Source organism: Thermodesulfobacteriota bacterium (assembly GCA_035325995.1).
Taxonomy (GTDB): domain Bacteria; phylum Desulfobacterota_D; class UBA1144; order Nemesobacterales; family UBA2774; genus JADLGH01.
Genome location: DAOKYU010000003.1, coordinates 162,620 through 185,583 on the forward strand (window position 1 = coordinate 162,620; position 22,964 = coordinate 185,583).

Here is a 22,964-nt window from a genome sequence, read left to right on the forward strand (position 1 = left end):
GATGCCGTCCCTACGGACAGGGCGAAGGCGAGCTTGTCGAGCCTCGCAAACGCCCTCATTATGACCTGCTCTATCGGCCTGGGCGCGCTCTCCGGCACCCTGGGCTGGGTCGACGAGAGCCCCTCGTACTCCGAAAGCCCGTACTCCCCGGCCTCGCCTTCTTCGTGGTATTCCTGGTCGGTGTTGACCCTCCAGAGGTCGTAGTCGGCGCCGTTTATATTCCTTGCCGCCAGCATGGCCGTCAGCATGGAGTGGTCCTGGTTGTTGTATTTGTGCATGCCGTTACGGCCCACGAGCTGAAGATTGTCTATGCCCGAAAGATAGCCGCGTATGGTGGCGAGGGAGTCCCTGTAGGTTGAATCGTAAACCGGGTAGGCCTTCGGCATCCTGACCACGGTGCCGTCCACCACGAGCGACGGGTCGCAGAGGCCTATAATGCCGAGCTCCTTTTTCCCGAGCTCTATAAGGTCCCGGTCGCTCATCGTCCAGAGCCCGTCCCCCTCGAAACAGAAATATTCGAGCCCGAGACACGTCTTTTTCGGGTCGGGCACCATCTCCTCGCTCCAGTTCTTGAAGTTCTGTATCCTCCCGAGCCTTACCCCGGGGTCGTGTATGTATATCCAGTTGTCCGGAAAGAGTACAGGCGTATCTATTATCAGCGAGACGGTCAGAAAGTCCCTGTATTTAAGATCGTTTGCGGCTTTCACGACATCATCCGGCGGCGGCGGGTCGATTGCGCCTATGAGCTCCCTTACCGGCATGCTGCTTATGAAGTGAGACCCTCTTACCTCCCTTTCGCTGCCGCCGTGTCTCACCGTCACGCTCTCCACCTTCCCGCCCGAGACGCGAAGCCCGCACACGTCGGCATTCATGACGAGGTCGCTTCCGTCCCTCGATATCTTTTCGGCTATGGCTTCCCACATCATCCCGGGGCCGAGCCTCGGGTAATGAAAGCTGTCTATGAGCGTTTTAATTACATCTTCCCGCGAACGTCCCCTGTTCTTTAGAAGGGCGTTCTTCATGGCCTCGAGGAGAGACAGGCCCTTTATCCTCTGCGCGGCCCATTCTGCGCTTATTTCCGTGCACGGGATTCCCCACACCTTTTCGGTGTAGGTCTTGAAGAAGAGCTCGTAGAGACGTTTTCCGAACCTGTTGGATACCCACTTGTCGAACGTCTCCTCGGGCGTATCCGGGAAAGCCTGCGCCTTGAGGTAGCTCACGACTATCATGAAGCTGTTCCAGATTCCGAGCCCGAATACGGCGTTCATTACCTTGAACGGGTAGTAAAAGAATTTCTTGTTGTAATAGATGCGCGAAAGCCGCTTTCTTTCGACGAAGTCGTCCCCGAGCACCTCTTCCCAAAGGTCCTCCACGGCCTTTACCTTGGTAAAGAACCTGTGCCCGCCGATGTCGAAGCGGTAGCCCTTGTAGTTCACCGTTCTGGCGATGCCGCCCACAATGTCGTCCTTTTCGAGGACGATGGTCTTCCTGCCCGCCCTGGACAGCTCGTACGCGGCCGTGAGCCCGGCGGGGCCTCCGCCGATTATCACAACCCTCTCGTCTGCGAGGCCGTTTTGAGAACCGGGCCCGTCTGTCATTTGAGCCTCCGTCCGGGAATAGCGCTATTGCTGCTCTTTCTGGCTTTGACCATTATCGGCTCTTAACCACGGGGTAAGCCTGAGTATGCCGGAGATGGCGGCCTTGAGCTGGCTTCTTTCGGTGACGAGGTGTATGCCGCCTTTTTTCGAGAAAAACTCCGCCGTCATCGTCCCGGGATCGACCCCCCTGCCGCCGCTCGTGAGCTTTACGACCCTGTCACCGGCAAACGCCACCGTCGCCTTCCTTTCGGAGATTATGAAATCGCCCTGGACGGCGTAGCTCGCGAGCGCCCCGCCCGTGGTCGGATGGCCGAGGACGGATATGAACGGCAGCCCGGCATTCTTGAGCCTTATTATGGAGGAAATCGTTTTCGCCATCTGGTAAAGGGCGATCGTGCCCTCCTGCATCCTCGCGCCGCCCGATGCCGTGACGACGACGAGCGGAAGCCCCCGGGCTATGGCGTAGTCTACGATAAGCTTCATCTTTTCCCCGAACACAGCCCCCATGGAGCCGCCCATGAACCTGAATTCACTCACTGCAATAGCGACCGGCAGGCCGTACATGTCACCGTAGCCGACGATGAGCGAGTCCTTCGATTCGGACCGCCCGGAGCTCTTCCTCCTGGCGTCGCTGTAATCGTAGAAATTAAAGCGGTTGTCGATGTCCTCGACGCTGAGGTCAGAATGAAGCTCGTGAAACGAGTCTATGTCCAGAAGAATGTCGAGGTATTCGTGCCCGCCTATAGGGTTAGGCTTTTCGCAGTAGGGGCAGGCGAAATAGTTCCTCTGGAATTCCTCTTTCGCGAAATGCTTCCTGCACCCGGCCCTGACTATCTTGCCTTCGGGGTCTTTCTCGTCGTTGCAGAAATGAGGCTCTGCCCCGTAGAGCGCAAGCTGCATGTGGGAAACTTCGGGTGTGGGGGCCTTGCCGAAGGAATAATGCGGGAGCCAGCTTCTTATCTTTTTGGCTATGGCCTGGTACGTATGCTCGGAAGTTTCAACCCCGCCGCATTCCTGAATTTTCTTAACGAGGTTTTCCCGAAGATAGTTTACGTCCGTCTTTTCGAGCTCTTCAGAGGCGGATACTATGGCTTTCTCGATATTAGCGAGCACCTTTTTCTTGTAGTCCGAAGAGGTCAGCGGCGGCTCTTTTATAACGCTGTCAACGATGCCGTACTTCAGCATGTAGTCGGACGTCGGCTGGAGGACCTCCAGAGCTTCCTCTATCTTATCTGCGCTCCTGAAGAGTATGGCGGAGCACCCCTCTGCGGTGATGACCGAGTACTCGGCCCGGGCGAGCATGAATCTCCTGTGGGCTAGCTGAAACGCTATCGCGCCGCCGCTGCCGCCGCTGCCGAGGACTATCGATATGGTCTTGGTCTTGAGGGATATCATCCGGGCCTGGCAGTCAGAAATCAGCCACGACTGGAGTTTCCCGGCCGAATATTCGAACGGGTCGCCGCCGATGGTGTCGATGTACGTATGCAGCATGAGCCCGTTTTCCTCGGCGTAGGTCATCATGCTAAGCGCCAGCGCATAACCGTCCGCCTTCACGAGGCCGTAGTTGAGCCTCGTCCTGTCGGCGTCGCTCGACGGCATCTGCTGGGCTATGACGGCGACCTTTTTGTTGGTTTTTCTTAACTGCGCAGTGCCTACTATGACGGCGGGGTCGTCAACGATGTCGATGATCTGTCCCGTCCTCGTGACGTACTGCATGGGGAAATCGGGAATCTCGTTGTAAGGCACGAAATTCTTGTAAAGCGAGTCGATTATCTCCCCTGATTTAATCTTTTCGTAGGACCTTGCCTGTTCGTGTATCGTAGTCAGCTTCGAGGTCATTTACTAAATTCTCCGTGTATATCCGGTCATGCTGGCTTTGTTGACAGGATGAGGTGAATTATTATAACCATAGAAAATTCGATATGATACAGTGGGCCGGCCAAAACCGGATTGCAGACGTCCGGTCCCGGCCGGCTACTTCCAAATATCTCCGAAGCCTCTGTCAGCCTTCCGTGCGGTTCAGGAAACTTCCGGCAGCACCTTTTCGACGAAGAGCTTCATGGACCTCACCGCCTCGTCGTGTGTTATGCCCGGGAACTTGAACCTGCAGATGAGGTTATCGACGGGCAGAGCTTCCTGGTACCGCTTTATGGTCTCTATGCACTCCTCTGGCGTTCCTATTATCGACTGCTCCCTCGCTATGTCGTAAAGAATCGGATCGCTCGGATCCGACAGCAGGTTGCCGTCGCGGTCCACCATCGACCCCCACGACGCATATCCCTTGGCCGTATACGTAACGTGCTCCTTTATCTTCTCCCATACTTTGTCGGCGCCCTCGTCGGATATGTACATCTCCCGCACGAGCGGCTTTTCGAAATCCGCCGGGTTCCTGCCGTATTCTTCGAGCAGCCCCGCGTGCATGTCGAAAAGATACTTCACGATAGGAATAACCCCTATAGCCGGCACGAAGAGCGGCGCCCCTATCCTGGCGGCCCTCCGTATAGCGGGCTCGGTAAACGCCCCTATCCATACCGGGATGGGCTTTTGAACCGGTTTCGGAGTAACGCTGGTGTTCTCTAATTTATAGTATTTACCGTCGAAGCTGAACGGCTCGTCGGCCCAGCCCTTCCGGAGTATTTCTATGCTCTCTTCCATCCTGCCCTTTCTTTCTTTAAGAGTCCTTCCGAAGGCCGAGAACTCCTCCTGGCGGTATCCGAGCCCGAGGCCCAGTATAAGCCGTCCGCCTGAAATGAGGTCTACGACGGCGGCGTCCTCGGCGACCCTTACCGGGTCGTGGAGAGGCATGAGGAGAACCCCCGTTCCTATGCGGACATTCTTTGTCCTGGCGGCGATGGCGGCGGCCGCAACGAGAGAGGACGGGCAGTAGCCGTCTTCCAGGAAATGGTGCTCGGTGAGCCACGCGGAATCGAAACCCATCTGGTCCGCGAGGCTTATTTCGTCGAGCATCTCGGGATAAAGCTCCTTATGCGGTCTGGGGTTGTGGGGCGGGGACTGAAGACTATAATATCCAACACCGAATTTCATGGTACCTCCTCCTTTAGCGGGTATTTGGCTTTACAACGAGCTTGATCCGATTATCCGCAGCAGCTGCCCGGACCGGACTATTATAACCTGAAAGGGAAATTTAAAACAAACAAAAACAGCCCGTCACGGCCGGGCCGGGACAGGCTGTATATTTTTGATTTCGTGATGTTGTTTTGTTTAGGCCGTGAAGGACGAGCCGCAGCCGCAGGAGCCTTTGGCGTTCGGGTTATTGATGGAAAACCCCGTGCCGTTGAGCCCGTCTTTGTAGTCGAGCACCGCGCCTTCGAGGTAAGGAAAGCTGAGCTCGTCTATCGCTACCATTACGCCATCGTTCTCGATAATCTGATCGGACTCTTCGGTTTCGTCGTCAAATCCCATCTCGTAGGAAAACCCCGAGCAGCCGCCCGGAACCACCCTTACCCTGAGCACGGCGTTCGGTATATCCTCTTCATTTAAAAGCCTTTTTATCTCTTCTGCCGCTTTATTCGTTACAGTAAACATACAGAACCGCCTCCCTCTAATGATAATCCTTACTCCCTATTAGTATAGGCATTAATTACCAATATGGCAATTCCGAGCACGAATACGCTTATGTTCATTATGGCGGAACGGGCGTGGAGGAGCCTGAATTTATTGTGTACCGCCTGGTAGCCGGGCGACCCCTCGGTGAGCGTCCTCATCTCGGCCCTCGTCTCCGCGGCCACCGGGCGGACGACCTGGCCCGCGTAGAGCGAAAGCCCCAGCATAAGGACGAGCCCTCCTATCCTGAGGTAGTTCACGATGCCTCCCCGGCTGCTGTAGACGAGCCAAAGCACCGCAGCGGTAATTAGCGTGACCACGCCGCATACGTAACCCACCATGTAATATTTCGGGAATATGTCCGAAACGACGTTCCCGGCCGTCTCCCTCGGGAGCACCTTGAATATGCTCGGCGCAGCCATGAAGGAGAAAAAGAATATGCTGCCCACCCAGAGCGAGATCGAGAGCGTGTAAAGGAATTTAAGAGCCGTTTGCATGGTCAGTTACCGAAACTGCATCCGTCGAGCGTAATCTTGCATTCCTCGCTTTCGCTTTCGGCGTAAGAGCCCGTAACCGATCTGAATGTCCCGACCGCCGTGAGCTTACTCCCCTTAGGCGTGCTGTCGAGGACGCTTTTATACTGGGGGTCGGTGCAGAAGCATTCGAGTATCGTCCCCCGCCTGTCTATCGCCTCGAGCGTAAAGGTGCCCTCGGGCCCCTCGCCGCACACGGACGGTATCTTTCTTATGGAATCGACCTCTATGGTCAGCTTCACCTGTTTGTTCGTATACCTGTCCGGGAAGTCGGCGGCCATGGGCGAGTCCATGTTGCTGCCGCATACCTGTTCGAGGTTGACCGTTTCCTGCGCCGTGGCCGAGGCTGCCGCGCCCATGTATAAAATGAACGCCGTAACTGCCGCGAGCCTGAGAAATTTAGTCATAAGAGCCCCTTTAAGCATGATTTTATGAGCCACATCATTATAACACGGAGGCCGGTCTTTATAAACGCGTATTCGATGCCGCGCCGAAGCCGAAGGCTTGATAAGAAACGGCCTTACGGTATAGTGTCATTTTATGAAGAAGGACGCCATCCTCATAATCGACACGAGCGAAGAAAACGCCGACCTTTACTACAAAACCAGGTTCTTCGTTCCGGACCCCGTCATTTATCTCGAACACGACGGCGAAAAAATCCTCGTCCTGAGCGATCTCGAAATCGACAGGGGCAGGAAAGCGGCGACTGTGGACAGCGTTATCCCGCTTTCCGACCTTCAGCGAAGGCTCCTTGCCGAAAAGAAGCGCCCGAAGCTGATAGATGCGGCGGCGCTTCTGCTCGGGGACAGGAAGATAAAGAAGGTTACGGTCCCGGGGAGGTTCGGGCTCAAGTACGCCGACGAGCTAAGGAACGAGGGATTCAAGGTCGCGTCCGCCCTCGCCGAGCCGCTCTTCATGGAAAGGCTCAGGAAAACACCCGAGGAGGTAAGGTTCATAAAGGACGCCCTCGTCAAGACGGCGCAGGCCATGGACGCCGCCGTAAAGATGATAGCCGCATCCGAGGTCCGTAAGAACAGGCTTTATCTCGACGGAAAGCCTCTCACTTCAGAGAGGGTGAAGGGCGAGATCGACTCCTTTCTCTCAAGAGCCGGTTTCTTGGCCGCCCATACCATAGTGGCGTGCGGCATTCATTCCTCGATGCCCCACGATTCGGGACATGGGCCCCTTTTCGCGGGTAAGCCCATAGTCCTTGACATATTCCCGAGATCGCAGAAAACAGGCTACTTCGGGGATATGACGAGGACCGTAATAAAAGGCGAGCCGACGAAAGGGCTCCTGGACATGTACGACACAGTCCTCGAGGGCCAGAAGCTCGCAATAGACATGATCGGGCCCGGCGTTGCCGTGAAGGACGTTCACAAGGCCGTCGTCGATTACTTCGACAGCCGCGGGTACAAAACGGGAGCCGTAGACGGCAGGACAGAAGGGTTCATTCACTCGACCGGGCACGGGCTCGGACTCGAAATACACGAGCCGCCTAGGGTCGGGATGGGGGACGAGGTGCTCGAAGAAGGGAACGTCGTCACGGTCGAGCCCGGTCTCTACTACGCCAGGACGGGCGGCATAAGAATAGAAGATGTGGTAGTAGTCGAAAAGAAAGGCTGCAGGAACCTCACGAGATATCCTAAAAAATTCAGGCTCTAGATCGCCGGATTAAAGGCTCATTCCCATTTTATCTCGTACTTGCAGGACTCGGCGCCCTTATACCTGCACTCTGTCTGCGTGATCGTGACGGAGCCCGTCCCCGACATCAAAAGGCCCGTCTTGAACCATTCGGGCACCGCGAACGTGCAAATCGCGACCCCGGAAGCCCTCGTCTCGTCGGCGAGCTCGTATAGAACCAGCGTCGAGCTCTTGTCGTCTATGTTTACCCTCTCGACTTCCATTCTCCCGGTGTCGAAATACCTGCTCCACAGCGAGGGAGCGCTGTTCAGTATGACCTGCGGATTTTTGAGATCGACGAAAACCTCGAAAACGGGGCCGAGATCTTTTTTCGCGATGTACTCGGCCACGGGGGCAACGGACAGGAAGTCGCCGTTCCCCACGATCAGGTCGTACGTGTTTACGAGATTGTTAAGATGCGTAACGGGGTACCATTCGTTTTTAGCTATATTCTTTTCGAAGAACGCGGCATCCTCCCCCGGCAGGTTCGCGAGGATCAGTTTCCACACGCTGTCACCGATGGAATTGACGATGTAGTCCTTTGAGTTCAGGAAAATCGATCCTTTCGCTCTTCCGATTTTCGTGTCCATATAAATTACTGTAGAATTGACGGTATATTCCGAATCCGGGCACAGTTATTTAGATAAATATTATCACCGATTGCATCCATTTTCACCCGGAATTATTAATGCCCCGGAATTATTAATGCATGGAGAAAGATATGAAAAAGACATTCGACGACCTCGTAGAGCTGTCGCGGCACCTGAGGGGGCCCGAGGGATGCCCCTGGGACAAGGAGCAGACCCTCGATACGCTCCGGCCTTACATCATCGAGGAGGCGTACGAGGTCGTGCAGGCAATAGAGCAGAAGGACAAAGACGAGCTCATCGAGGAGCTCGGCGACCTCTTTTACGAAGTTCTCTTCGCCTCGCAGATAGCCTCGGACGAAGGGGCGTTCGAAATTGGGGACGTCATAGACAGGCTCCACAAAAAGCTCGTCAGCAGGCACCCGCACGTCTTCGGCGAGGAGAAGGCGGCCAACGCGGAGGAAGCGGTGAAGAGATGGCACGCGCAGAAGCTGAAAGAGAAGTCTCGGAAGAGAAGGCTCCTTCACATCCCGCGCACGATGCCGTCCCTTCTCCGCGCGCAGCGCGTGGGCGAGAAGGCCTCGCAGGTTGGGTTCGACTGGCGGAGCGCCGGCGAGGTGCTCGAAAAGGTGCGCGAAGAGCTGTCGGAGCTGGAAACGGAGATCAAGTCCGGCGACGAAAAGGGCGTCGAGAAGGAGTGGGGCGACCTCGTCTTTTCGCTCGTAAACCTCGGAAGGCATCTTAAGCTCGACTCCGAAGGAACGGCTCACAAGGCCATAGACGGGTTCATCGAGCGGTTCGGTTATATAGAAGACAAGGCCGAGGCCGATGGAAAGCAGGTCTCGGACCTGACTCCGGACGAGATGAACGAGCTCTGGGAAGATGTGAAGAAGCGGGAGCGCGGGTAGCGCCCTGTCCGGTGTTACATGAAGGCCGGTATGACCTTCTTCGCGAAAAGCTCAAGATGCGGCTGCGCCCAGCTCGCGGGGAGCCCGGGCGGTATCGTGAAGGAATAGAAATTCGTGATGGGCACCTCTTTCACGTATGCCCTTATCATCTCGATGCACGTGTCCGGGTCGGCGACGTTGAAAATGCCGAGCTCCTTTAAATGCCCGGCGTCGCGTACGTAGGGCAGGAGCGGCATCCCGGCCTTCTCGAACCATTCGGCGTAGCCGTTAAGCTGGTAAAGGACGTGGTCCACTGCCTCGTTCCACGTCTTTTCCGGGTCTTCGGAAGCTATGAGCCAGAAATAGCCGCCCGCGACCTTGAGATTCGTCGTCGGCTTTCCGAGCCTCTTAAGCTCGGCGACATATTCTTCGTAGAGCTCTTTTATAGGCCCGGTGCCTAAAAATCCGTCCCCGAGTCTTGCGGCGCGTCTTGCCCCCGCCGGGCTGAATCCGCCGACCCAGAGGGGAGGGCGGGGCTTTTGGACGGGCTCGGGCGCGAGCCTCGCGTTATGTATCTCGTAATATTTACCCTCGAACGTGAGCGTTTCGCCTTCCCACAGGCGGCGTATGATTTCGAGCCCCTCGTTCGAGCGGCCGCCGCGCTCCTTTCGGGAGATGCCGAAGCTCTCGAACTCCTCGACCTTGTACCCGTTCCCGACGCCGAGCTGAAACCTGCCGCCCGACAGTATGTCCACGGTCGCACCGTCCTCGGCCACGCGTACGGGGTTGTGGAGCGGCAGAAGCATGACGCCCGTTCCTATGCGTATCTTTTTCGTCCTCGCCGCGATGGCAGCCGCTATCGTCATCACCGACGACGAAAAGCCGTCGTCGTGGAAGTGGTGCTCCTGGAGCCAGACGTCATCAAAGCCGTTGTCCTCGGCCCAGGCCACCTGGTCGAGCACTTCGGCGTATACCTCCGTGTACGGCCGGCGCCACTCCGGCGGGTTGCGAAAGTCGTACCACAGTCCGAAACGCAGTTTTGGATTTGTATCGGCGCTCATCTGAATCTCAGATTTCCTTTCCGGTCAGCATCCCGAGAAGCCGCCAGCCTTCCTGAACGAAGACATCCGACGTGGCCGCGGACTTTTCGGTGTAGACGAATTTATCGTTCTTTACGCTCTCGTCCTCCGAGCTGTAAATGGCGAACGGCACGGGCTCGTTCACGTGCGTCCGGAGGTCTATCGGCGTAGGGTGGTCCGACATTACGAGTATCCTGTAATCCCCGAACCTCTTTATTCCTTCGAGCACCCGGCCCACGACGCGGCCGTCGAAGTCCTCCACGGCCTGCACCTTCAGCTCGGCCTTGCCGACGTGCCCCGTCTCGTCCGTCGATTCGATATGTATCATTGTGAGGTCCACCTCTTCCAGCGAGTCGAGGGCGTAGTCCACCTTGCCCTCGTAATTCGTGTCGAGATACCCTGTCGCACCGGGAACGTCTATGACCCTTAGCTTCGCGCAGTGCCCTATCCCCTTAACGAGGTCCACGGCTGAAATGACGGAGCCCGTAAGCCCGTAAAGCTCCTCGAAGGGCGGCATCTTCGGCGCGGTGCCCTGGCCCCATAGCCATATGCTCGTCGCGGGGTTCTTACCCTCAGCCAGCCTTTTTTTATTCACGGGGTGTTCTTTAAGAATCTCCCTAGATTTTTCGATCATGCGGTTCAGGATTTCGGTCCCTGCTCCGGTCGGGATATAGGAGTCTATCGCCTTTCCCGATATGTCGTGAGGGGGGGTAGTGTGAACGTCCTTGTTGCCGCCTGTCCAGACGAGGAGATGCCTGTAGCTGACGCCCGGGTAGAACGTGAAATTTTCCTCTTCGAGCTCCTTCTTGAGGTCGAGGATTATCTCCTTCGCCTCTTCGGTCGTTATGTGCCCGGCGCTGTAGTCTTCCATTATAGTCTCGCGGCCGTTTTCGGCCAGCGTGACGAGGTTACACCGGAGCGTAACGTCCTTCTCGCCGAGCGGGACGCCTATGCTCGCGGCTTCGAGCGGCGAGCGCCCGGTGTAATAAACCATCGGGTCGTACCCAAGAACGGTGAGGTTGCCGACGTCGCTCCCCGGGGGGAGCGGGTCGGGTATGGTCTTCACCATGCCGAAGGTCACGGCGCACCTGGCTATCCTGTCTAAATTAGGGGTTCTCGCGGCTTCGAGCGGCGTCTTTCCGCCGAGCTCGGGAAGGGGGTGGTCGGGCATCCCGTCGCCCTGGAGTATCACGTATTTCATGAGATTAAGATGTTAAATGTTTTGGGGGAAGAATCAAGAAAATATGGAATCCCGGATAAGCCGATTCCGATAAAACCGCCGGCTCAGGAAAGACTCTCGCCCAGCTTCGCGACCTGCTTCTCGGCGTGGTACGAGCTCCTTACGAGCGCGCCGGCCTCGATGTGCGGTATCCCTATGACGTTCTCGCCGTAGGTCTTCAGTGATTCGAACTCCATCGGGTGGTAGTACCTTGTCACTGGCAGATGGTCGTGCGTCGGCTGGAGGTACTGGCCTATCGTCACGATGTCGCATCCGACTCCCTTAAGGTCTTTCAAAGTTTCGAGGAGCTCTTCCTCTTCTTCGCCCAGGCCGACCATGATCCCCGACTTCGTCAGCATGCCATCGTTTCCGTAAGCCTTGCTCTCTTCGAGGAGCCTGAGCGAGCCCTCGTAATTCGCCTGCGGCCTCACGGAGCGCTTCTTTCCCGAGGGCGTCGTCTGCGGGAGGCGGTAGAGCCTCGGCACGGTCTCGATGTTGTGGTTAAGGACGTCGGGCCGGGCTTCGAGGACCTGCTCCAGAGCGGCGCTGTCGCCCTTGAAGTCGGGTATGAGGACCTCTATCTTGACGTTCGGGTTATATTCCCTGACCTTTCTTATGGTCTCTCCGAATATGCAGGCGCTCTCGTAGTTTTTGTCGTCCCTGTTTACGGAAGTGATGACTATGTGCTTTACGTGGGCGTTATTCTCCGCGAGCTTCTCCACTGCCTCGGCGACCCTCTGCGGCTCGTCCCAGTCGAGCTCGCCGCCGCGGCCCGTCTTCACATGACAAAAGCCGCAGCTCCTCGTGCATACGTCGCCGAGTATCATGAAGGTGAGCGTCCCCGCGCCCCAGCATTCGCCTATGTTGGGGCACCTGGCCTCCTCGCAAACCGTGTGGAGGTTGAGCCCCCTCATGAGGCCCTTTAAGTGTGTGTAATTGGGGCCCTGGGGTATCTGGGCCTTTATCCAGCTCGGCTTTCCGGTATTTCGCATAAGAGTAAGTTTAATCGATCGGGGCCGGTTTACGAAGCGGGCCCCTCGCGGGAGCGCAGGATCAGCTCTTTTCCTCGTCTACTACCGTCGGGGAGGAAAACGGGGATTGATCCGCCGGGTCTGTCGCGGCTGTCGCTGAGGACGCAGATGCGGCGGTTACGGCCGATTTTTCCTTTTCCCTCTGAAGCCTCTGGTTCTCGTCCGCGAGCTGCCTGTTCCTGGCTTCGAGCTCTTTTATTTTCCTGCTCTTGTCGCGGGAATCGGCGCTCGAGGACAGGGACTGAAGCGCGCCGAAGAAGATCGTAACAAGGGCGCCGACCAGGAACGCGGCGAGTATTATGACGACGTTTTTCGTTACGTAGGGCCCGATTACGTGGGTCTTAAGGTCGAGCTGGAGCTGAAAATCGTGGGTGAAAACGTCCAGGTTCTGCGTATAAATTATTGCGAAAAGAAGTATTATCAGCACTATGAACAGTATTTTTATAAATTTCATCTTTCACCTCTCTAACGTATTTAATTGCCGGCTAAGGGTTTCATAAGTGTCTTCAAGGTATTCCGGCATTACCCTGACGTCGGCTATGACGGGCATGAAGTTATTGTCGCCGCTCCACCTGGGGACGACGTGAAAATGAAGGTGGTCGTCTATACCGGCCCCGCCCGTCTTGCCGAGGTTCATGCCTATGTTGAACCCGTCGGGCGAAAGCGCCTTCAGTATTTCCGTGCATTTTATCGTAAGGCTCATGAGCTCGAGTCTCTCTTCTTCGCCTAGGTCCGATAGATTACTCGTGTGCCTGTACGGAACGGCCATGAGATGCCCGTTCGCATACGGGTAACGGTTCATGATTATAAAACTCGTCTGACCATTATATAATATGAGGTTCTTTTTGTCATTCCCCTCACCGGGCTTGCGGCAGAAGATGCATCCCTGTTCCTTTTCCCCGGTTATGTATTCGATTCTCCAAGGAGCCCAGAGCAGTTTCATTTTCAATTTATTATATCGACGAGATAAAAAAGTCCAAAGCTCGCTTTCGACGGGAAGCCGGTGATGCCGGGAATCTCCACCTTCGATTGCAGGAGCTCCATGAGCTGTGATTTTTTCTTGGGATAGTATATTAGGCCGGGCTCGCCCGTTATGCCCGCCGCCTCGGAGGCATAATCCACGGCGTCGTTTATCGTGCCGAGCTCGTCCACGAGGCCGAGCTCCTTGGCCTGGGCGCCTGTGTATATCTTGCCTTCTGCGACTATGTCCATCTGCGCCGTGTCCAGCCCCCTGGATTCCCCGACGGCGTCCTTGAACTGGACGTAAACGCTGTCGATTAGCCCCTGGATGTACTCGCGGTCCTTCTCGGTCATTTCCCTGAAGGGCGAGCCGATGTCCTTGAACTCGCCGCTCTTTATGACCTCGACGTCTACCATCGCCCATTCGAGGAGCTTCTCGTAGCTGACGAACTGTGCGACGACGCCTATGCTGCCCGTTATGGCCCCGGGGTTGGCGTAAATCTTCTCGGCGGCGCACGCTATGTAATAGCCGCCCGAAGCCCCGACGTTGCCTATGCTGGCTACGACGGGCTTTTCCTCTCCGAGCTGCTTAAGCTCGCTGTAAATCTCCTGCGACGGGCCCACGGCCCCCCCGGGAGATTCTATTCTCAATACGAGCGCCTTTATCCGGGAATCGTTTTTTATGGAGGTGATGCTGTCGAGATAGGCCTGGTCGTCGAGTATGACGTCTTCGATCTTAAGCACGGCCACCTTGTCCCCGGACGAGAGCGCGTCGTCACCCGAAATGAGAAGGCCGCACCCTACGCCGGCTATGAACGTGAAAAAGAGGAAAATGACCGCCAATATGGCGAAGACGGCTCCGCGCAACCTCAGACTACCTCGCCGTTGTTGATGTCTTTAAGCTTTTCCTTGAGCACGTCTCCGAGCTTTACGGAAGGCTCGCCCTGAGAGGACATGAAGTTCGAAACCCTTTCTCTTTCGAGCTTGTCGTCGTGTCTTCTCTTGCTGAGGTTCACCTGGCGCTTTATCTTGTCGAACCCGGTTACGAGCGCCGTTATCTCGTCGCCGGGGCTCAGGTTCCGGGGGACGTCCCTGTTTTCCCTGTCCTGGCTGAGCTCGTTGGCCCTTATCCAGCCCTCTATATCGTCTTCGAGCTCGACGGTAACGCCCCTGTCCCTGACTTCCTTTATCTTGCCGGTGATTATCGTCTCGCCGGACTTGTATTTCTTCTGGGCGCTTTCCCACGGGTCGGAGCCGAGCTGCTTTATGCCGAGGGCTATCCTCTGGTTCCTGTCGTCCACGTTAAGAACGACGACCTCGATCTCGCTCCCCTTTTCGAAAGACTCTTCTTCGGGATTGACCCTTCCTTTCCAGCTGATGTTGTCGGGCCTGACGAGGCCGACTATATTCTCCGCGACTTCGACGAATATACCCTTGTCGGTCACGTTCCTGATGATGCCCTTTATCCTGGTGCCGGAAGGATGGGTTTCCTTGAACTGCTCCCACGGGCTCTGCTCTATCTGCTTTAAGCTGAGGGATATGCGCCTGTTCCCGGCGTCTACGTCGAGAACGACGGCTTCGAGCTCCGTACCCGGCTGAATGACTTCCTTCGGGTGCCGGAATTTTTTGGTCCACGTGATTTCGGATATGTGAACGAGCCCCTCGACCCCGGGCTCGAGCTCTACGAATACGCCGAAGTCCGTGAGCGATACGGCCTTGCCGCGGACGTTTGTCCAGGGCATGTACTTGCCCTTTACGGATTCCCACGGGTCGGGCGTCGTTTCTTTCAGGCTGAGAGTGATCTTCTCGTTGTCTTCTATCTTTATTATCTTCGTCGTTACCTGCTGGTCTCTCGATACTACGTCTTCCGGGTGGGCCACCCTTCCCCACGCGATCTCGCTTACGGGGATGAATCCCTCGACGCCGCCTATATCGACGAACGCACCCTGATTTATGATGTTGAGGACCCTTCCGGTAACTTCCTTGCCGACTTCGATGGAAGCCAGTGTTTCCTGCCTCAGGCTCTCGCGTACTTCCTCGAGGTGTACCCTCCTCGAAAGGACTACGTCGCCCTGGTTGAACTTTATTATCTTCGCTTCGATCGTCTCACCGATGAGGTTATCGAGGTCGCGCCTCGGGACGATGTCGATCTGCGACGCCGGGATAAAGGCCCTTATGTTTACCTTTTCGCCTATATCGGCTATGAGGCCGCCCTTTACCTTCTGCTGTATTACCGCCTGTACGAGCTTGCCCTGCTCGAAGCTCTCTTGTATCGCCTGGTTTTCCTTGACAAGGTCGGCCTTGATCTTCGAAAGCCTCGGGAGGCCTTCGCTTACCCAGTTGTCGAATACGACTTCCACCTCGTCGCCGATCTTGACGTCGAGCTCGTCCTTCTTGTTGTAGAATTCCTTTATAGAAACCGCTCCTTCGGACTTCGAGCCGAAGTCTATGAATACGTCGTCCTGGTCGATCCTGACTACGATTCCCTTGATCGCCACTCCCTTGTCGGGAACGGCCATACTTTCATCGACCATTTCTGCAAAATCTTTTTCGTCTACCATATACCTGCCTTCTTTTGTCGAGTATTGTCCTTCCAAGCTAACTGCCCGAGTTCACTATTAGAAGTAGAATGGGGTAGTGTTTACTTCTTCAGCTATCCTTGAACCGCCGATATTATTCTACTTATTACTTCATCGGTCAATAGATTTGTAGTATCTATTATGACCGCATTCGGTGAGGGATGCAAGGGAGATTCTGCCCTCTCGCTGTCCTGTCTGTCCCGTACGAGGAGCTCCCTTTCCACCTCCGCGAGGTCCGCTTCCCTGCCCGATTCCCTGAGCTGCGCCCATCTCCTCCTGGCTCTTTCCTCTGTCGTGGCCGTAAGATAGAACTTGAAATCGGCGTCGGGGAATACGTACGTCCCCATGTCCCTTCCCTCGGCGACTATATTCCCCGAGGAGCCTATTTCGCGCTGGATCGCGACGAGCTTTACCCTGACGGGCCTTTTCGTCGCGACGTCCGAGGAAAGCCGCGACACTTCGGGGGTCCTTATTTCACCCGCGACGTCTTCCCCGTCGAGGAGTATCGATAAGCCGCCGTCCGGGTTCTTTCTGAATCCGACCGAAGTGCTGTCGAGGAGTTTCGAGAGCTCGGCCTCGTTCCCTATGTCGATTCCTGAAGTCGCGGTTTTTAAGGCTATCGCCCTGTACATCGCGCCCGTGTCGAGATATATACAGCCGGTTCTCTCCGCCACGGCTTTCGATACGGTGCTTTTCCCGACCCCCGAGGGGCCGTCTATCGTTATAATCATCGCTTGACGTTATCCTGAACGGATTCGCGCCGCGCGTATTCCATCACGCGGCTAGCTTCTTAGCCCCTTAAGCACCTCGAAGAATTCCGGGAACGACACGGCCACCGCCCCGGCGTCGTCTATCTCCGTCTCGCCCTCGGCCCTGCTCGCCGCGACCGCGACCGCCATCGCAATGCGGTGATCCCCCCGGCTCTCGCACGCGGCCCCTGTGAGGCGTCCCTTTCCGGTAATCGCCATACCGTCTTCGAATTCCTCGACGTCCGCGCCCATCTTGCCGAGCTCTGTCGCTATCGCCTTTATACGGTCCGTTTCTTTCACCCTCAGCTCGGCCGCGTCCCTGATGACGGTCGTCCCCTCGGCGTACGCCGCAGCGGTCGCGATCACGGGCAGCTCATCTATGGCCCTCGGTATCAGCGCCCCGCCTATGGTCACGCCCTTGAGCGCGCTCGATTTTACGAGCAGGTCGGCCACGGGCTCGCCGGACACCTCCCTTTCATCCAGGAGGGAAATATCGCCGCCCATGTCCTTCAATATATCCACTACGCCCGTCCTGAGCGGGTTAACGCCGACGTTTCGTATGAGGACCTCCGAGCCCGGATTTATGAGCGCGGCGACCATGAAAAACGCGGCCGACGAGATATCCGCGGGCACCGAAATTTTCCTGCCCTCAAAGTCCCTCTCCCGGGGGGTGATGGTTATGCTTTCGCCGCTTCTTTGGAGAGTGACGCCCATGTAGCCGAGCATCCTTTCGGTGTGGTCCCTCGTGGGCTCGGGCTCTATCACCTCCGTCTCGCCCGAGGCGTAGAGGCCCGCGAGCAGTAGCGCGGACTTAACCTGCGCGCTCGCGACCGGGAGCCTGTAGGAGATCCCCCTGAGCCCTCCGCCGTCTATTGCGAGGGGGAGCTTGTTGCCGCCTTCCCTGCCCGTTATGCGCGCGCCCATGAGCCGAAGCGGGTCCGTTACCCTCTTCATCGGCCTCGCCCGGAGATACTTGTCCCCCGTCACGACGGAGAAGAAATCCTGGGCGCCGAGGAGGCCCGTCAGGAGCCTCGTGGTCGTCCCGGAATTGCCGGCGTCGATGACGTCTCCGGGCTCCTTTAGACCCCGGAGGCCGTTTCCGACGGCTGTGACGTCCGTCCCGTTTATCTCGATCCCGGCCCCCATGGCCCGCATGGCGTTCGCCGTGGATATCGTATCCTCGCAGTTAAGAAAGCCGGTGACGACGGTCTTCCCGGTGGCGAGCGCGCCGAGCATGAGCGACCTGTGCGATATGGACTTGTCCCCGGGCGGCGTAACCTCGCCCTTAAACGGTTTCGTGCTTCCCTTGACGACCTTCTTTGGCATGATCCGACCCGAAAATTATTTTGCCTGAATAATACCGTAGGTTAAATTGTTAGGAAAATATTCGCGAACACGGAGATTTACAAATGAGGCCGGAGTTTTTATCCCCCGCCGCTATATTTGCTTTATTCTTTCTTGCAGCTTACGCCGCCTTTTCAAACCCGCTTCCGGCCGCAGCCGGCATATGCGGGGAGTGGGGAGAGGCTAAAAAAACAGGGACTCTCGACCATTTACGTATAGACGAGGCCAGCGGCGTCGCCGTCTCGACGAAGTTCCCCGGGAGGCTCTACCACATAAACGATTCCGGCGGAGGACCCTATTTTTATATAACGGACACGGCCGGCGGTAATACCAGGGCCGTCAGGATAGAGGGCTACGATTCGAAGAGGCTCGACTTCGAGGACATGAGCATCGGCGAGTGCGCCCCCGGCAGATCATGCGTATTCATCGCTGACATCGGTGACAACCGGAAGCGAAGGGATTACACAGAAATCATAGCCGTCGAGGAGATAGAGGATTTCGCGGGCGCTGTAAAGCCTCTCAAGAGGGTAAAAATCGCCTACCCGGACGGCCCACGCAACGCCGAAGCCCTCGCCGTTCACCCCGGGGGCGACATATTCATACTCACTAAGGAAGAAAAACGCGACTATACCGAGGCCTACCCCGCACGGCTCTACAGGCTGCCCCGTGACAAGTGGCGTAACGCGGGCGAGGGCGTTCTAAAGCCCGAATATGTCGGCGAAATCGACTTCCCCTCGCTCCTTCCGGGCGCGTCTCCCCTCGGGCAGGTCGTAACGTCTTTCGACATCGCCCCCGACGGCAAGAAGTTCATAGTCCTGACGTACGAAAAGGCCGTCGAATTCGGAATCGATCTCTCTGCCGGGGACCTGAAACCGGCCGCGAAAATGGAAGAGGGAAAGGACTACAGGGTCATAGAGGTCATGCCCCTACCCCAGCAGGAGAGCATCGCATACGTGGACGGCGGCAGCGGCTTTATATACGACACCGAGCATCACCTCTTCGAGGTTCCAATAATGCGCGTCGGCTGCGTCGGCGGCGAATAGGCGCTCCCGCGCCTCAATTCAGCAGGAACGCTATAATGACGGGAGTCGTCACGGCCGATATCAAAGTCCCTGCGAGTATTATCGAGGCGACCGTCTCGGAGTCCTGGTTGTATCTGTCCGCGAGGACGAAGTTGAACACCGCGGGCGGCATGGCCGCGAGTAATATCACGACGCTGGCCTCGACGCCTTCTAAGTGTAGAATCCGCACCGAAAGCACCCCTAGAATAATGCCGAACAGAATTCTCATACCGCCCGCCATGAACGACTTGCCGACGTCCTTTATCGCCACCTCGGACAGCTTGCACCCGAGGGCGAATATCATCGCCGGAATGCTTGCCTCGCCCAGGAGGTCGAGCGACCTGAATATGGCGACGGGCAGCTCCCACCCCGAAACGCTTAGCAGCACCCCTGCAACGGCTGAATAAACGAGCGGGAGCCTCAGAACCTCGAACGGGCTCTCATCGTAGCTCAGTATGTATATCCCGAGCGTATAATGAATGACGGTGGTGGAAACCATGTACAGTATCGCGACGCTGAACCCCGCCTCGCCGAATGCGAAGAGGACGAGCGGGAGCCCCATGTTCCCCGTGTTCGCGAAAAGAACGGGCGGCAGATAGACCTTCACGTGGAGCTTCATCGCCCTTATGACGACGAGCCAGAGCACGAGGGATACTCCTATCACTATGCAGACTGAAAGAAAGACCTTCCCCGCTATGGCCAGGTCTATAGGATCTTCGGAGAGGGACGATATTATTAGCGCCGGAGTCGCGAGGTATATGACGAAATCGTTTATGGCGGAGAGGTTTATTTTCCTCTTTTTGCCGAAGATATAGCCGGCTGCGGTGATGAGGAAAACGGGAAGTACGACGTTTATTATCTCGATTGTGATGGCGCGTATCCCCCTTGATAGGCCTTTAACTTCCGGGGTAGGGAAAATCGCGGGGAATCATGAGGAATCATTTCGAGACAGCCGGACCATTTGAGATGAATGGAGCCGCACGCTCTGCGGCAAGTCCCGCTACCAGTTTACGACGGCGGCGCCCCATGTAAAGCCGGCCCCGAATACGGATATGAGGATCTTGTCGTCCTTTTTCACCCTGCCGCTCCTTACTGCCTCGTCGAGCGCTATGGGCACGGACGCGGACGACGTGTTCCCGTACCTGTCGAGGTTGCTGAACACCTTTTCCGCCGGAAGCCCTATGCGCTTTCTTACGGCCTCGAGGATCCTGTAATTGGCCTGGTGCGGTATGAATAGGTCGATGTCGTCCGGCGTAAGGTCCGCCAGGCGTATGGCTTCGAGCGAGGACGATTCTATGGCCTTTACGGCCTCCTTGAAGACCTCCTGACCCGCCATTTTGAGGAAATGCGCCCTGTTCCTGACGGATTCCTCGCTCGCCGGCACGCGCGAGCCGCCGCCCGGCATGTAGAGGAGCTCCCACTGGCTTCCGTTGGCCCCCATGGTTATGGACATGATGCCGGGCGTGTCGGACTTGGACAGGACGGCCGCTCCCGCCCCGTCGCCGAAGAGTATGCACGTCGAGCGGTCCTGGAAATCCATTATCGTCGAAAGCGTCTCGGCGCCGACGACGAGAACCTTCTTCGCGTTGCCGCCGTCGATTATGCCCTTCCCGGCCTGGAGCGCGTACATGAAGCCCGAGCATCCCGCTAGAAGGTCGAAGGCCATTATATGCCTCGCGCCGAGCCTGCTCTGGAGAATACAGGCCGTCGACGGGAAAATGTAGTCCGGGGTAACCGTGCCCACTATAATAGCGTCGAGATCGACCGGATCGACCGATGCGCTTTCGAGCGCCCGTACGCAGGCGTCGTATGCTATGTCCGAAGTGGCGGTTCCGGGCTCGGCAATCCTTCTTTCACGGATTCCCGTCCGGGTTTGAATCCACTCGTCCGAGGTATCTACGATTTTTTCGAGGTCGGCGTTTGCGAGCACCTTTTCAGGGGCCGCCGAGCCTGTGCCAAGGAACCTTACAAAGCTCAATTAAAGCCTTCTCCTTAATAAATACCAGTCGGGGAATAGTATAGGGAAGACAGGCCTTTGTCAACTTACTCCCCGTGTCTCGCGAGTAGAGAGCCGAGCTCCGTTCTCTGCGCGTCCGTCAGCGCGGCGCGCCTTACCCGCTCTATGTCCTCGTCGTAGTAAAGTATGTCGAAATACTCCCTGTCCCTAAGCAGCCCGAGGAGCTCTTTTTCTTCTTCGGATTCGAGACTGAAGTAGTAATCGAACCGGAACTGCCGCCCCGAGGCTATATCTACCGTGATAGTTACAGTGATGCAAGGGAATTCGGACCTTTCGAGAAGCTCGAATCCGAGCGATATGGCGTCCGACTCCTTGAGCGCCGCCATGTCCTCGCCGGAGCATTTCAGTATGAGGACGGGGCTCCCTTCGACGAACACGAAAATGCACCCCGATTCCATCATCGAAAGGGTGATTGCCGTCTCGTTTCCTATTTCGGCCGGGGGCTTAATTTCCTTGTGTCCCCCGAGAAAGGGTTTAAAAAGTATAGATAATAGGTTTTTACCCATTTTTCGTTAGTCTAATGCAACATTCGCGCACGGCAAGGCCCCGAGCCATATTGCCTGGTCTTCGGCGTACCCTGCCGCCGGGGACGCCGCCCGCGCGCCGCCCCGAAATTTTTCCTTGACATTGGCATGGCAAATTTATTAGTATCAAGATATCGGAGCGTTTTGGCCGGTGTTGTTTCCTTAATTTCTCAAAAAAAGCGGGGAATTTCGGATGAACGGAGGCTAAATCGAGCACACGTTCGATTCCCTGCATTTTGAAAGGGAGGAAGAGTTGAGATGATGTGGACACTGATTGTCATAGGATTGGCCTTTTTGGTATGGCGTTACATGGGCCCTGTCGGAGCCCAGGAAGCCCCTGCGGCCGCAGCGCCGCCCCCCCCGCCCCCTGCGGCTGAGCCCGCGGCAGCGAGTGGAGGCTCCGGGTCTTCTTCCGGCGAGGTAGATCCGTTCAAGGCTCCCGGCTCGTAAACCCGGGCACGTAAGAATGAAACGGCCTCTATGCTGACACAGACCGGGTAAAGCCCGATAGGTCTGCCCCGGAAGCGGAGCTAGACTATCACCTCTTTCTTGGTCCGTATCAGGAGCCAGAGGAAGAACAGCCCGCCTATGGAGGCCGTTACGATTCCGACAGGTATCTCCACCGGCGATATCAGGGTTCTGGACACCGTATCGGCCAGCGTCAGGAACGACGCGCCCAGTAGAAACGAGCAGGGGAGTATTATCCTGTTGTCCACCCCGAGGATCATCCTCAATATGTGCGGGATGATGAGCCCCACGAACCCGATCGGTCCCGTCACCGATATCACCGCCCCGGCCGAAAGCGACGTGGCGAAGTAAATTTCCTTTTCCATCTTCCTCACGTCCACGCCCAGGGAAGACGCGACGTCGTCCCCCAATCCGAAAAGATTCATTTCCTTCGTAATTGAAAGCAGGAGAAGGCATCCGGGGAGGGCAAACAGGAGCGTCCTCCACACATCGCCGTAGCCGACGATGTCGAGGCTCCCCATTATCCACCGCATCGTCTGGAGCGATTCGGTGAAGTTTGAGAAGAACTGGACGAACAGTATGAAGGCCGAATAGAGGAAGTTCATCACGACCCCGGCGAGAAGGAGCCTCCCCGTCGCGACTATCCCCCCGACCCTCGACACCGAATAAACGAACAGCATCGTCAGCAGCGAAAAGACGAAGGCGAATATCGTGACCACCGAAAAGCCGAGAAAGCCCGCGGCGAGGCCCGTCCTCATGGCGATTATCGCCCCGAGCGACGCCCCTCCCGAGATGCCGAGCGTAAACGGCGAGGCGAGAGGGTTCCTGAAAAGGGCCTGGAGCGCGGCCCCGCATATGGCGAACGTGCCCCCGGCTATGGTAGCCATGAGCACCCTCGGTATCCTTATCTTGTAAAAGATCGTGCTCGCGAGCCGGTCTCCTCCCGTCACCGTCTCCATGATCCCGGCGTCGTATATACCCGAGAAAACGCTTGCGAAGGCGACCGCTATCCAGAGGACCGTCAATGCTGCGATGGCTGTCAGGAATTTCTTTTTGGCTGGCATGAGCTCACGTGAATTCC

Annotated in this window: 22 protein-coding genes and 1 pseudogene; 3 read left to right on the top strand and 20 right to left on the bottom strand. The window is 56.7% G+C overall.

Features of this window, described 5'->3' with window-relative positions; genetic code table 11:
• Positions 1–155: 155 nt before the first annotated feature.
• From PKC29_05530 to PKC29_05555, 6 genes and pseudogenes are all read right to left on the bottom strand, one after another.
• Positions 156–1,598 (bottom strand): annotated as a pseudogene (locus PKC29_05530) (NAD(P)/FAD-dependent oxidoreductase).
• Between the two features lie 24 nt (positions 1,599–1,622).
• The gene (locus tag PKC29_05535; GenBank protein ID HML94871.1) at positions 1,623–3,437 is read right to left on the bottom strand and encodes a carboxyl transferase domain-containing protein; all 1,815 of its coding nucleotides are present in this window, start codon (positions 3,435–3,437) and stop codon (positions 1,623–1,625) included.
• Between the two features lie 180 nt (positions 3,438–3,617).
• Positions 3,618–4,643 carry an LLM class flavin-dependent oxidoreductase gene (locus PKC29_05540; protein HML94872.1) on the bottom strand — a complete coding sequence of 342 codons (1,026 nt, stop codon included), beginning with the start codon at positions 4,641–4,643 and terminating at the stop codon, positions 3,618–3,620.
• A 177-nt stretch (positions 4,644–4,820) separates the two neighbouring features.
• A complete protein-coding gene (gene erpA / locus PKC29_05545; GenBank protein ID HML94873.1) occupies positions 4,821–5,171 on the bottom strand; it encodes an iron-sulfur cluster insertion protein ErpA in 351 nt (116 codons plus the stop codon).
• 2 nt (positions 5,172–5,173) lie between these two features.
• Complete coding sequence (locus PKC29_05550) at positions 5,174–5,659, bottom strand: DUF4149 domain-containing protein (protein ID HML94874.1); 486 nt, start codon at positions 5,657–5,659, stop codon at positions 5,174–5,176.
• Between the two features lie 2 nt (positions 5,660–5,661).
• Positions 5,662–6,102, bottom strand: coding sequence for a hypothetical protein (locus PKC29_05555; GenBank protein HML94875.1), 441 nt, complete (start codon positions 6,100–6,102; stop codon positions 5,662–5,664).
• Between the two features lie 133 nt (positions 6,103–6,235).
• On the opposite strand from PKC29_05555, the gene PKC29_05560 reads away from it, so the two are divergent.
• Positions 6,236–7,360: a Xaa-Pro peptidase family protein gene (locus tag PKC29_05560; GenBank protein HML94876.1), complete on the top strand. Its 1,125-nt coding sequence runs from the start codon at positions 6,236–6,238 to the stop codon at positions 7,358–7,360.
• A gap of 17 nt (positions 7,361–7,377) precedes the next feature.
• Here the strand turns inward: PKC29_05560 and PKC29_05565 are convergent, their stop codons facing one another.
• Positions 7,378–7,968 carry a hypothetical protein gene (locus PKC29_05565; protein ID HML94877.1) on the bottom strand — a complete coding sequence of 197 codons (591 nt, stop codon included), beginning with the start codon at positions 7,966–7,968 and terminating at the stop codon, positions 7,378–7,380.
• A 131-nt stretch (positions 7,969–8,099) separates the two neighbouring features.
• Between PKC29_05565 and mazG the strand changes: the two genes are divergently transcribed.
• Entirely contained in the window at positions 8,100–8,873 is a 774-nt protein-coding gene (mazG, locus tag PKC29_05570) for a nucleoside triphosphate pyrophosphohydrolase (GenBank protein ID HML94878.1), read from the top strand.
• 14 nt (positions 8,874–8,887) lie between these two features.
• Here the strand turns inward: mazG and PKC29_05575 are convergent, their stop codons facing one another.
• From PKC29_05575 to aroA, 9 genes are all read right to left on the bottom strand, one after another.
• Positions 8,888–9,913 carry an LLM class flavin-dependent oxidoreductase gene (locus PKC29_05575; protein HML94879.1) on the bottom strand — a complete coding sequence of 342 codons (1,026 nt, stop codon included), beginning with the start codon at positions 9,911–9,913 and terminating at the stop codon, positions 8,888–8,890.
• Between the two features lie 7 nt (positions 9,914–9,920).
• The gene (locus PKC29_05580; GenBank protein ID HML94880.1) at positions 9,921–11,132 is read right to left on the bottom strand and encodes a cofactor-independent phosphoglycerate mutase; all 1,212 of its coding nucleotides are present in this window, start codon (positions 11,130–11,132) and stop codon (positions 9,921–9,923) included.
• Positions 11,133–11,215: 83 nt separating this feature from the next.
• Positions 11,216–12,142 (bottom strand): lipoyl synthase, encoded by a 927-nt coding sequence (gene lipA / locus PKC29_05585; GenBank protein HML94881.1) that lies wholly within the window; start codon positions 12,140–12,142, stop codon positions 11,216–11,218.
• A 61-nt stretch (positions 12,143–12,203) separates the two neighbouring features.
• Positions 12,204–12,635, bottom strand: coding sequence for a LapA family protein (locus PKC29_05590; GenBank protein ID HML94882.1), 432 nt, complete (start codon positions 12,633–12,635; stop codon positions 12,204–12,206).
• A 3-nt stretch (positions 12,636–12,638) separates the two neighbouring features.
• Entirely contained in the window at positions 12,639–13,124 is a 486-nt protein-coding gene (locus tag PKC29_05595) for an HIT domain-containing protein (protein ID HML94883.1), read from the bottom strand.
• A gap of 2 nt (positions 13,125–13,126) precedes the next feature.
• Positions 13,127–13,984, bottom strand: a complete 858-nt coding sequence (gene sppA / locus PKC29_05600; GenBank protein HML94884.1) for a signal peptide peptidase SppA — start codon at positions 13,982–13,984, stop codon at positions 13,127–13,129.
• Positions 13,985–14,010: 26 nt separating this feature from the next.
• Positions 14,011–15,702 carry a 30S ribosomal protein S1 gene (locus PKC29_05605; protein ID HML94885.1) on the bottom strand — a complete coding sequence of 564 codons (1,692 nt, stop codon included), beginning with the start codon at positions 15,700–15,702 and terminating at the stop codon, positions 14,011–14,013.
• 92 nt (positions 15,703–15,794) lie between these two features.
• Positions 15,795–16,451 carry a (d)CMP kinase gene (cmk, locus tag PKC29_05610; GenBank protein HML94886.1) on the bottom strand — a complete coding sequence of 219 codons (657 nt, stop codon included), beginning with the start codon at positions 16,449–16,451 and terminating at the stop codon, positions 15,795–15,797.
• A 51-nt stretch (positions 16,452–16,502) separates the two neighbouring features.
• Positions 16,503–17,795: a 3-phosphoshikimate 1-carboxyvinyltransferase gene (gene aroA / locus PKC29_05615; GenBank protein ID HML94887.1), complete on the bottom strand. Its 1,293-nt coding sequence runs from the start codon at positions 17,793–17,795 to the stop codon at positions 16,503–16,505.
• A gap of 83 nt (positions 17,796–17,878) precedes the next feature.
• Between aroA and PKC29_05620 the strand changes: the two genes are divergently transcribed.
• The gene (locus PKC29_05620) at positions 17,879–18,856 is read left to right on the top strand and encodes a hypothetical protein (GenBank protein ID HML94888.1); all 978 of its coding nucleotides are present in this window, start codon (positions 17,879–17,881) and stop codon (positions 18,854–18,856) included.
• Positions 18,857–18,869: 13 nt separating this feature from the next.
• Here PKC29_05620 and PKC29_05625 read toward each other — a convergent pair whose 3' ends face one another.
• From PKC29_05625 to PKC29_05640, 4 genes are all read right to left on the bottom strand, one after another.
• Positions 18,870–19,730, bottom strand: a complete 861-nt coding sequence (locus PKC29_05625; protein HML94889.1) for an AEC family transporter — start codon at positions 19,728–19,730, stop codon at positions 18,870–18,872.
• Positions 19,731–19,874: 144 nt separating this feature from the next.
• Positions 19,875–20,852, bottom strand: a complete 978-nt coding sequence (locus tag PKC29_05630) for a beta-ketoacyl-ACP synthase III (protein ID HML94890.1) — start codon at positions 20,850–20,852, stop codon at positions 19,875–19,877.
• Between the two features lie 65 nt (positions 20,853–20,917).
• Entirely contained in the window at positions 20,918–21,397 is a 480-nt protein-coding gene (locus tag PKC29_05635) for a hypothetical protein (protein ID HML94891.1), read from the bottom strand.
• A 548-nt stretch (positions 21,398–21,945) separates the two neighbouring features.
• Positions 21,946–22,947 (bottom strand): iron ABC transporter permease, encoded by a 1,002-nt coding sequence (locus tag PKC29_05640; GenBank protein HML94892.1) that lies wholly within the window; start codon positions 22,945–22,947, stop codon positions 21,946–21,948.
• Positions 22,948–22,964 lie beyond the last annotated feature (17 nt).

Coding starts and splice junctions, on each gene's coding strand:
- PKC29_05535 (HML94871.1), bottom strand. CDS start 3,437: ATGACCTCGAAGCTGACTACGATACACGAACAGGCAAGGTCCTACGAA.
- PKC29_05540 (HML94872.1), bottom strand. CDS start 4,643: ATGAAATTCGGTGTTGGATATTATAGTCTTCAGTCCCCGCCCCACAAC.
- PKC29_05550 (HML94874.1), bottom strand. CDS start 5,659: ATGCAAACGGCTCTTAAATTCCTTTACACGCTCTCGATCTCGCTCTGG.
- PKC29_05555 (HML94875.1), bottom strand. CDS start 6,102: ATGACTAAATTTCTCAGGCTCGCGGCAGTTACGGCGTTCATTTTATAC.
- PKC29_05560 (HML94876.1), top strand. CDS start 6,236: ATGAAGAAGGACGCCATCCTCATAATCGACACGAGCGAAGAAAACGCC.
- PKC29_05565 (HML94877.1), bottom strand. CDS start 7,968: ATGGACACGAAAATCGGAAGAGCGAAAGGATCGATTTTCCTGAACTCA.
- mazG (HML94878.1), top strand. CDS start 8,100: ATGAAAAAGACATTCGACGACCTCGTAGAGCTGTCGCGGCACCTGAGG.
- PKC29_05575 (HML94879.1), bottom strand. CDS start 9,913: ATGAGCGCCGATACAAATCCAAAACTGCGTTTCGGACTGTGGTACGAC.
- PKC29_05580 (HML94880.1), bottom strand. CDS start 11,132: ATGAAATACGTGATACTCCAGGGCGACGGGATGCCCGACCACCCCCTT.
- lipA (HML94881.1), bottom strand. CDS start 12,142: ATGCGAAATACCGGAAAGCCGAGCTGGATAAAGGCCCAGATACCCCAG.
- PKC29_05590 (HML94882.1), bottom strand. CDS start 12,635: ATGAAATTTATAAAAATACTGTTCATAGTGCTGATAATACTTCTTTTC.
- PKC29_05595 (HML94883.1), bottom strand. CDS start 13,124: ATGAAACTGCTCTGGGCTCCTTGGAGAATCGAATACATAACCGGGGAA.
- PKC29_05605 (HML94885.1), bottom strand. CDS start 15,702: ATGGTAGACGAAAAAGATTTTGCAGAAATGGTCGATGAAAGTATGGCC.
- cmk (HML94886.1), bottom strand. CDS start 16,451: ATGATTATAACGATAGACGGCCCCTCGGGGGTCGGGAAAAGCACCGTA.
- aroA (HML94887.1), bottom strand. CDS start 17,795: ATGCCAAAGAAGGTCGTCAAGGGAAGCACGAAACCGTTTAAGGGCGAG.
- PKC29_05620 (HML94888.1), top strand. CDS start 17,879: ATGAGGCCGGAGTTTTTATCCCCCGCCGCTATATTTGCTTTATTCTTT.
- PKC29_05635 (HML94891.1), bottom strand. CDS start 21,397: ATGGGTAAAAACCTATTATCTATACTTTTTAAACCCTTTCTCGGGGGA.
- PKC29_05640 (HML94892.1), bottom strand. CDS start 22,947: ATGCCAGCCAAAAAGAAATTCCTGACAGCCATCGCAGCATTGACGGTC.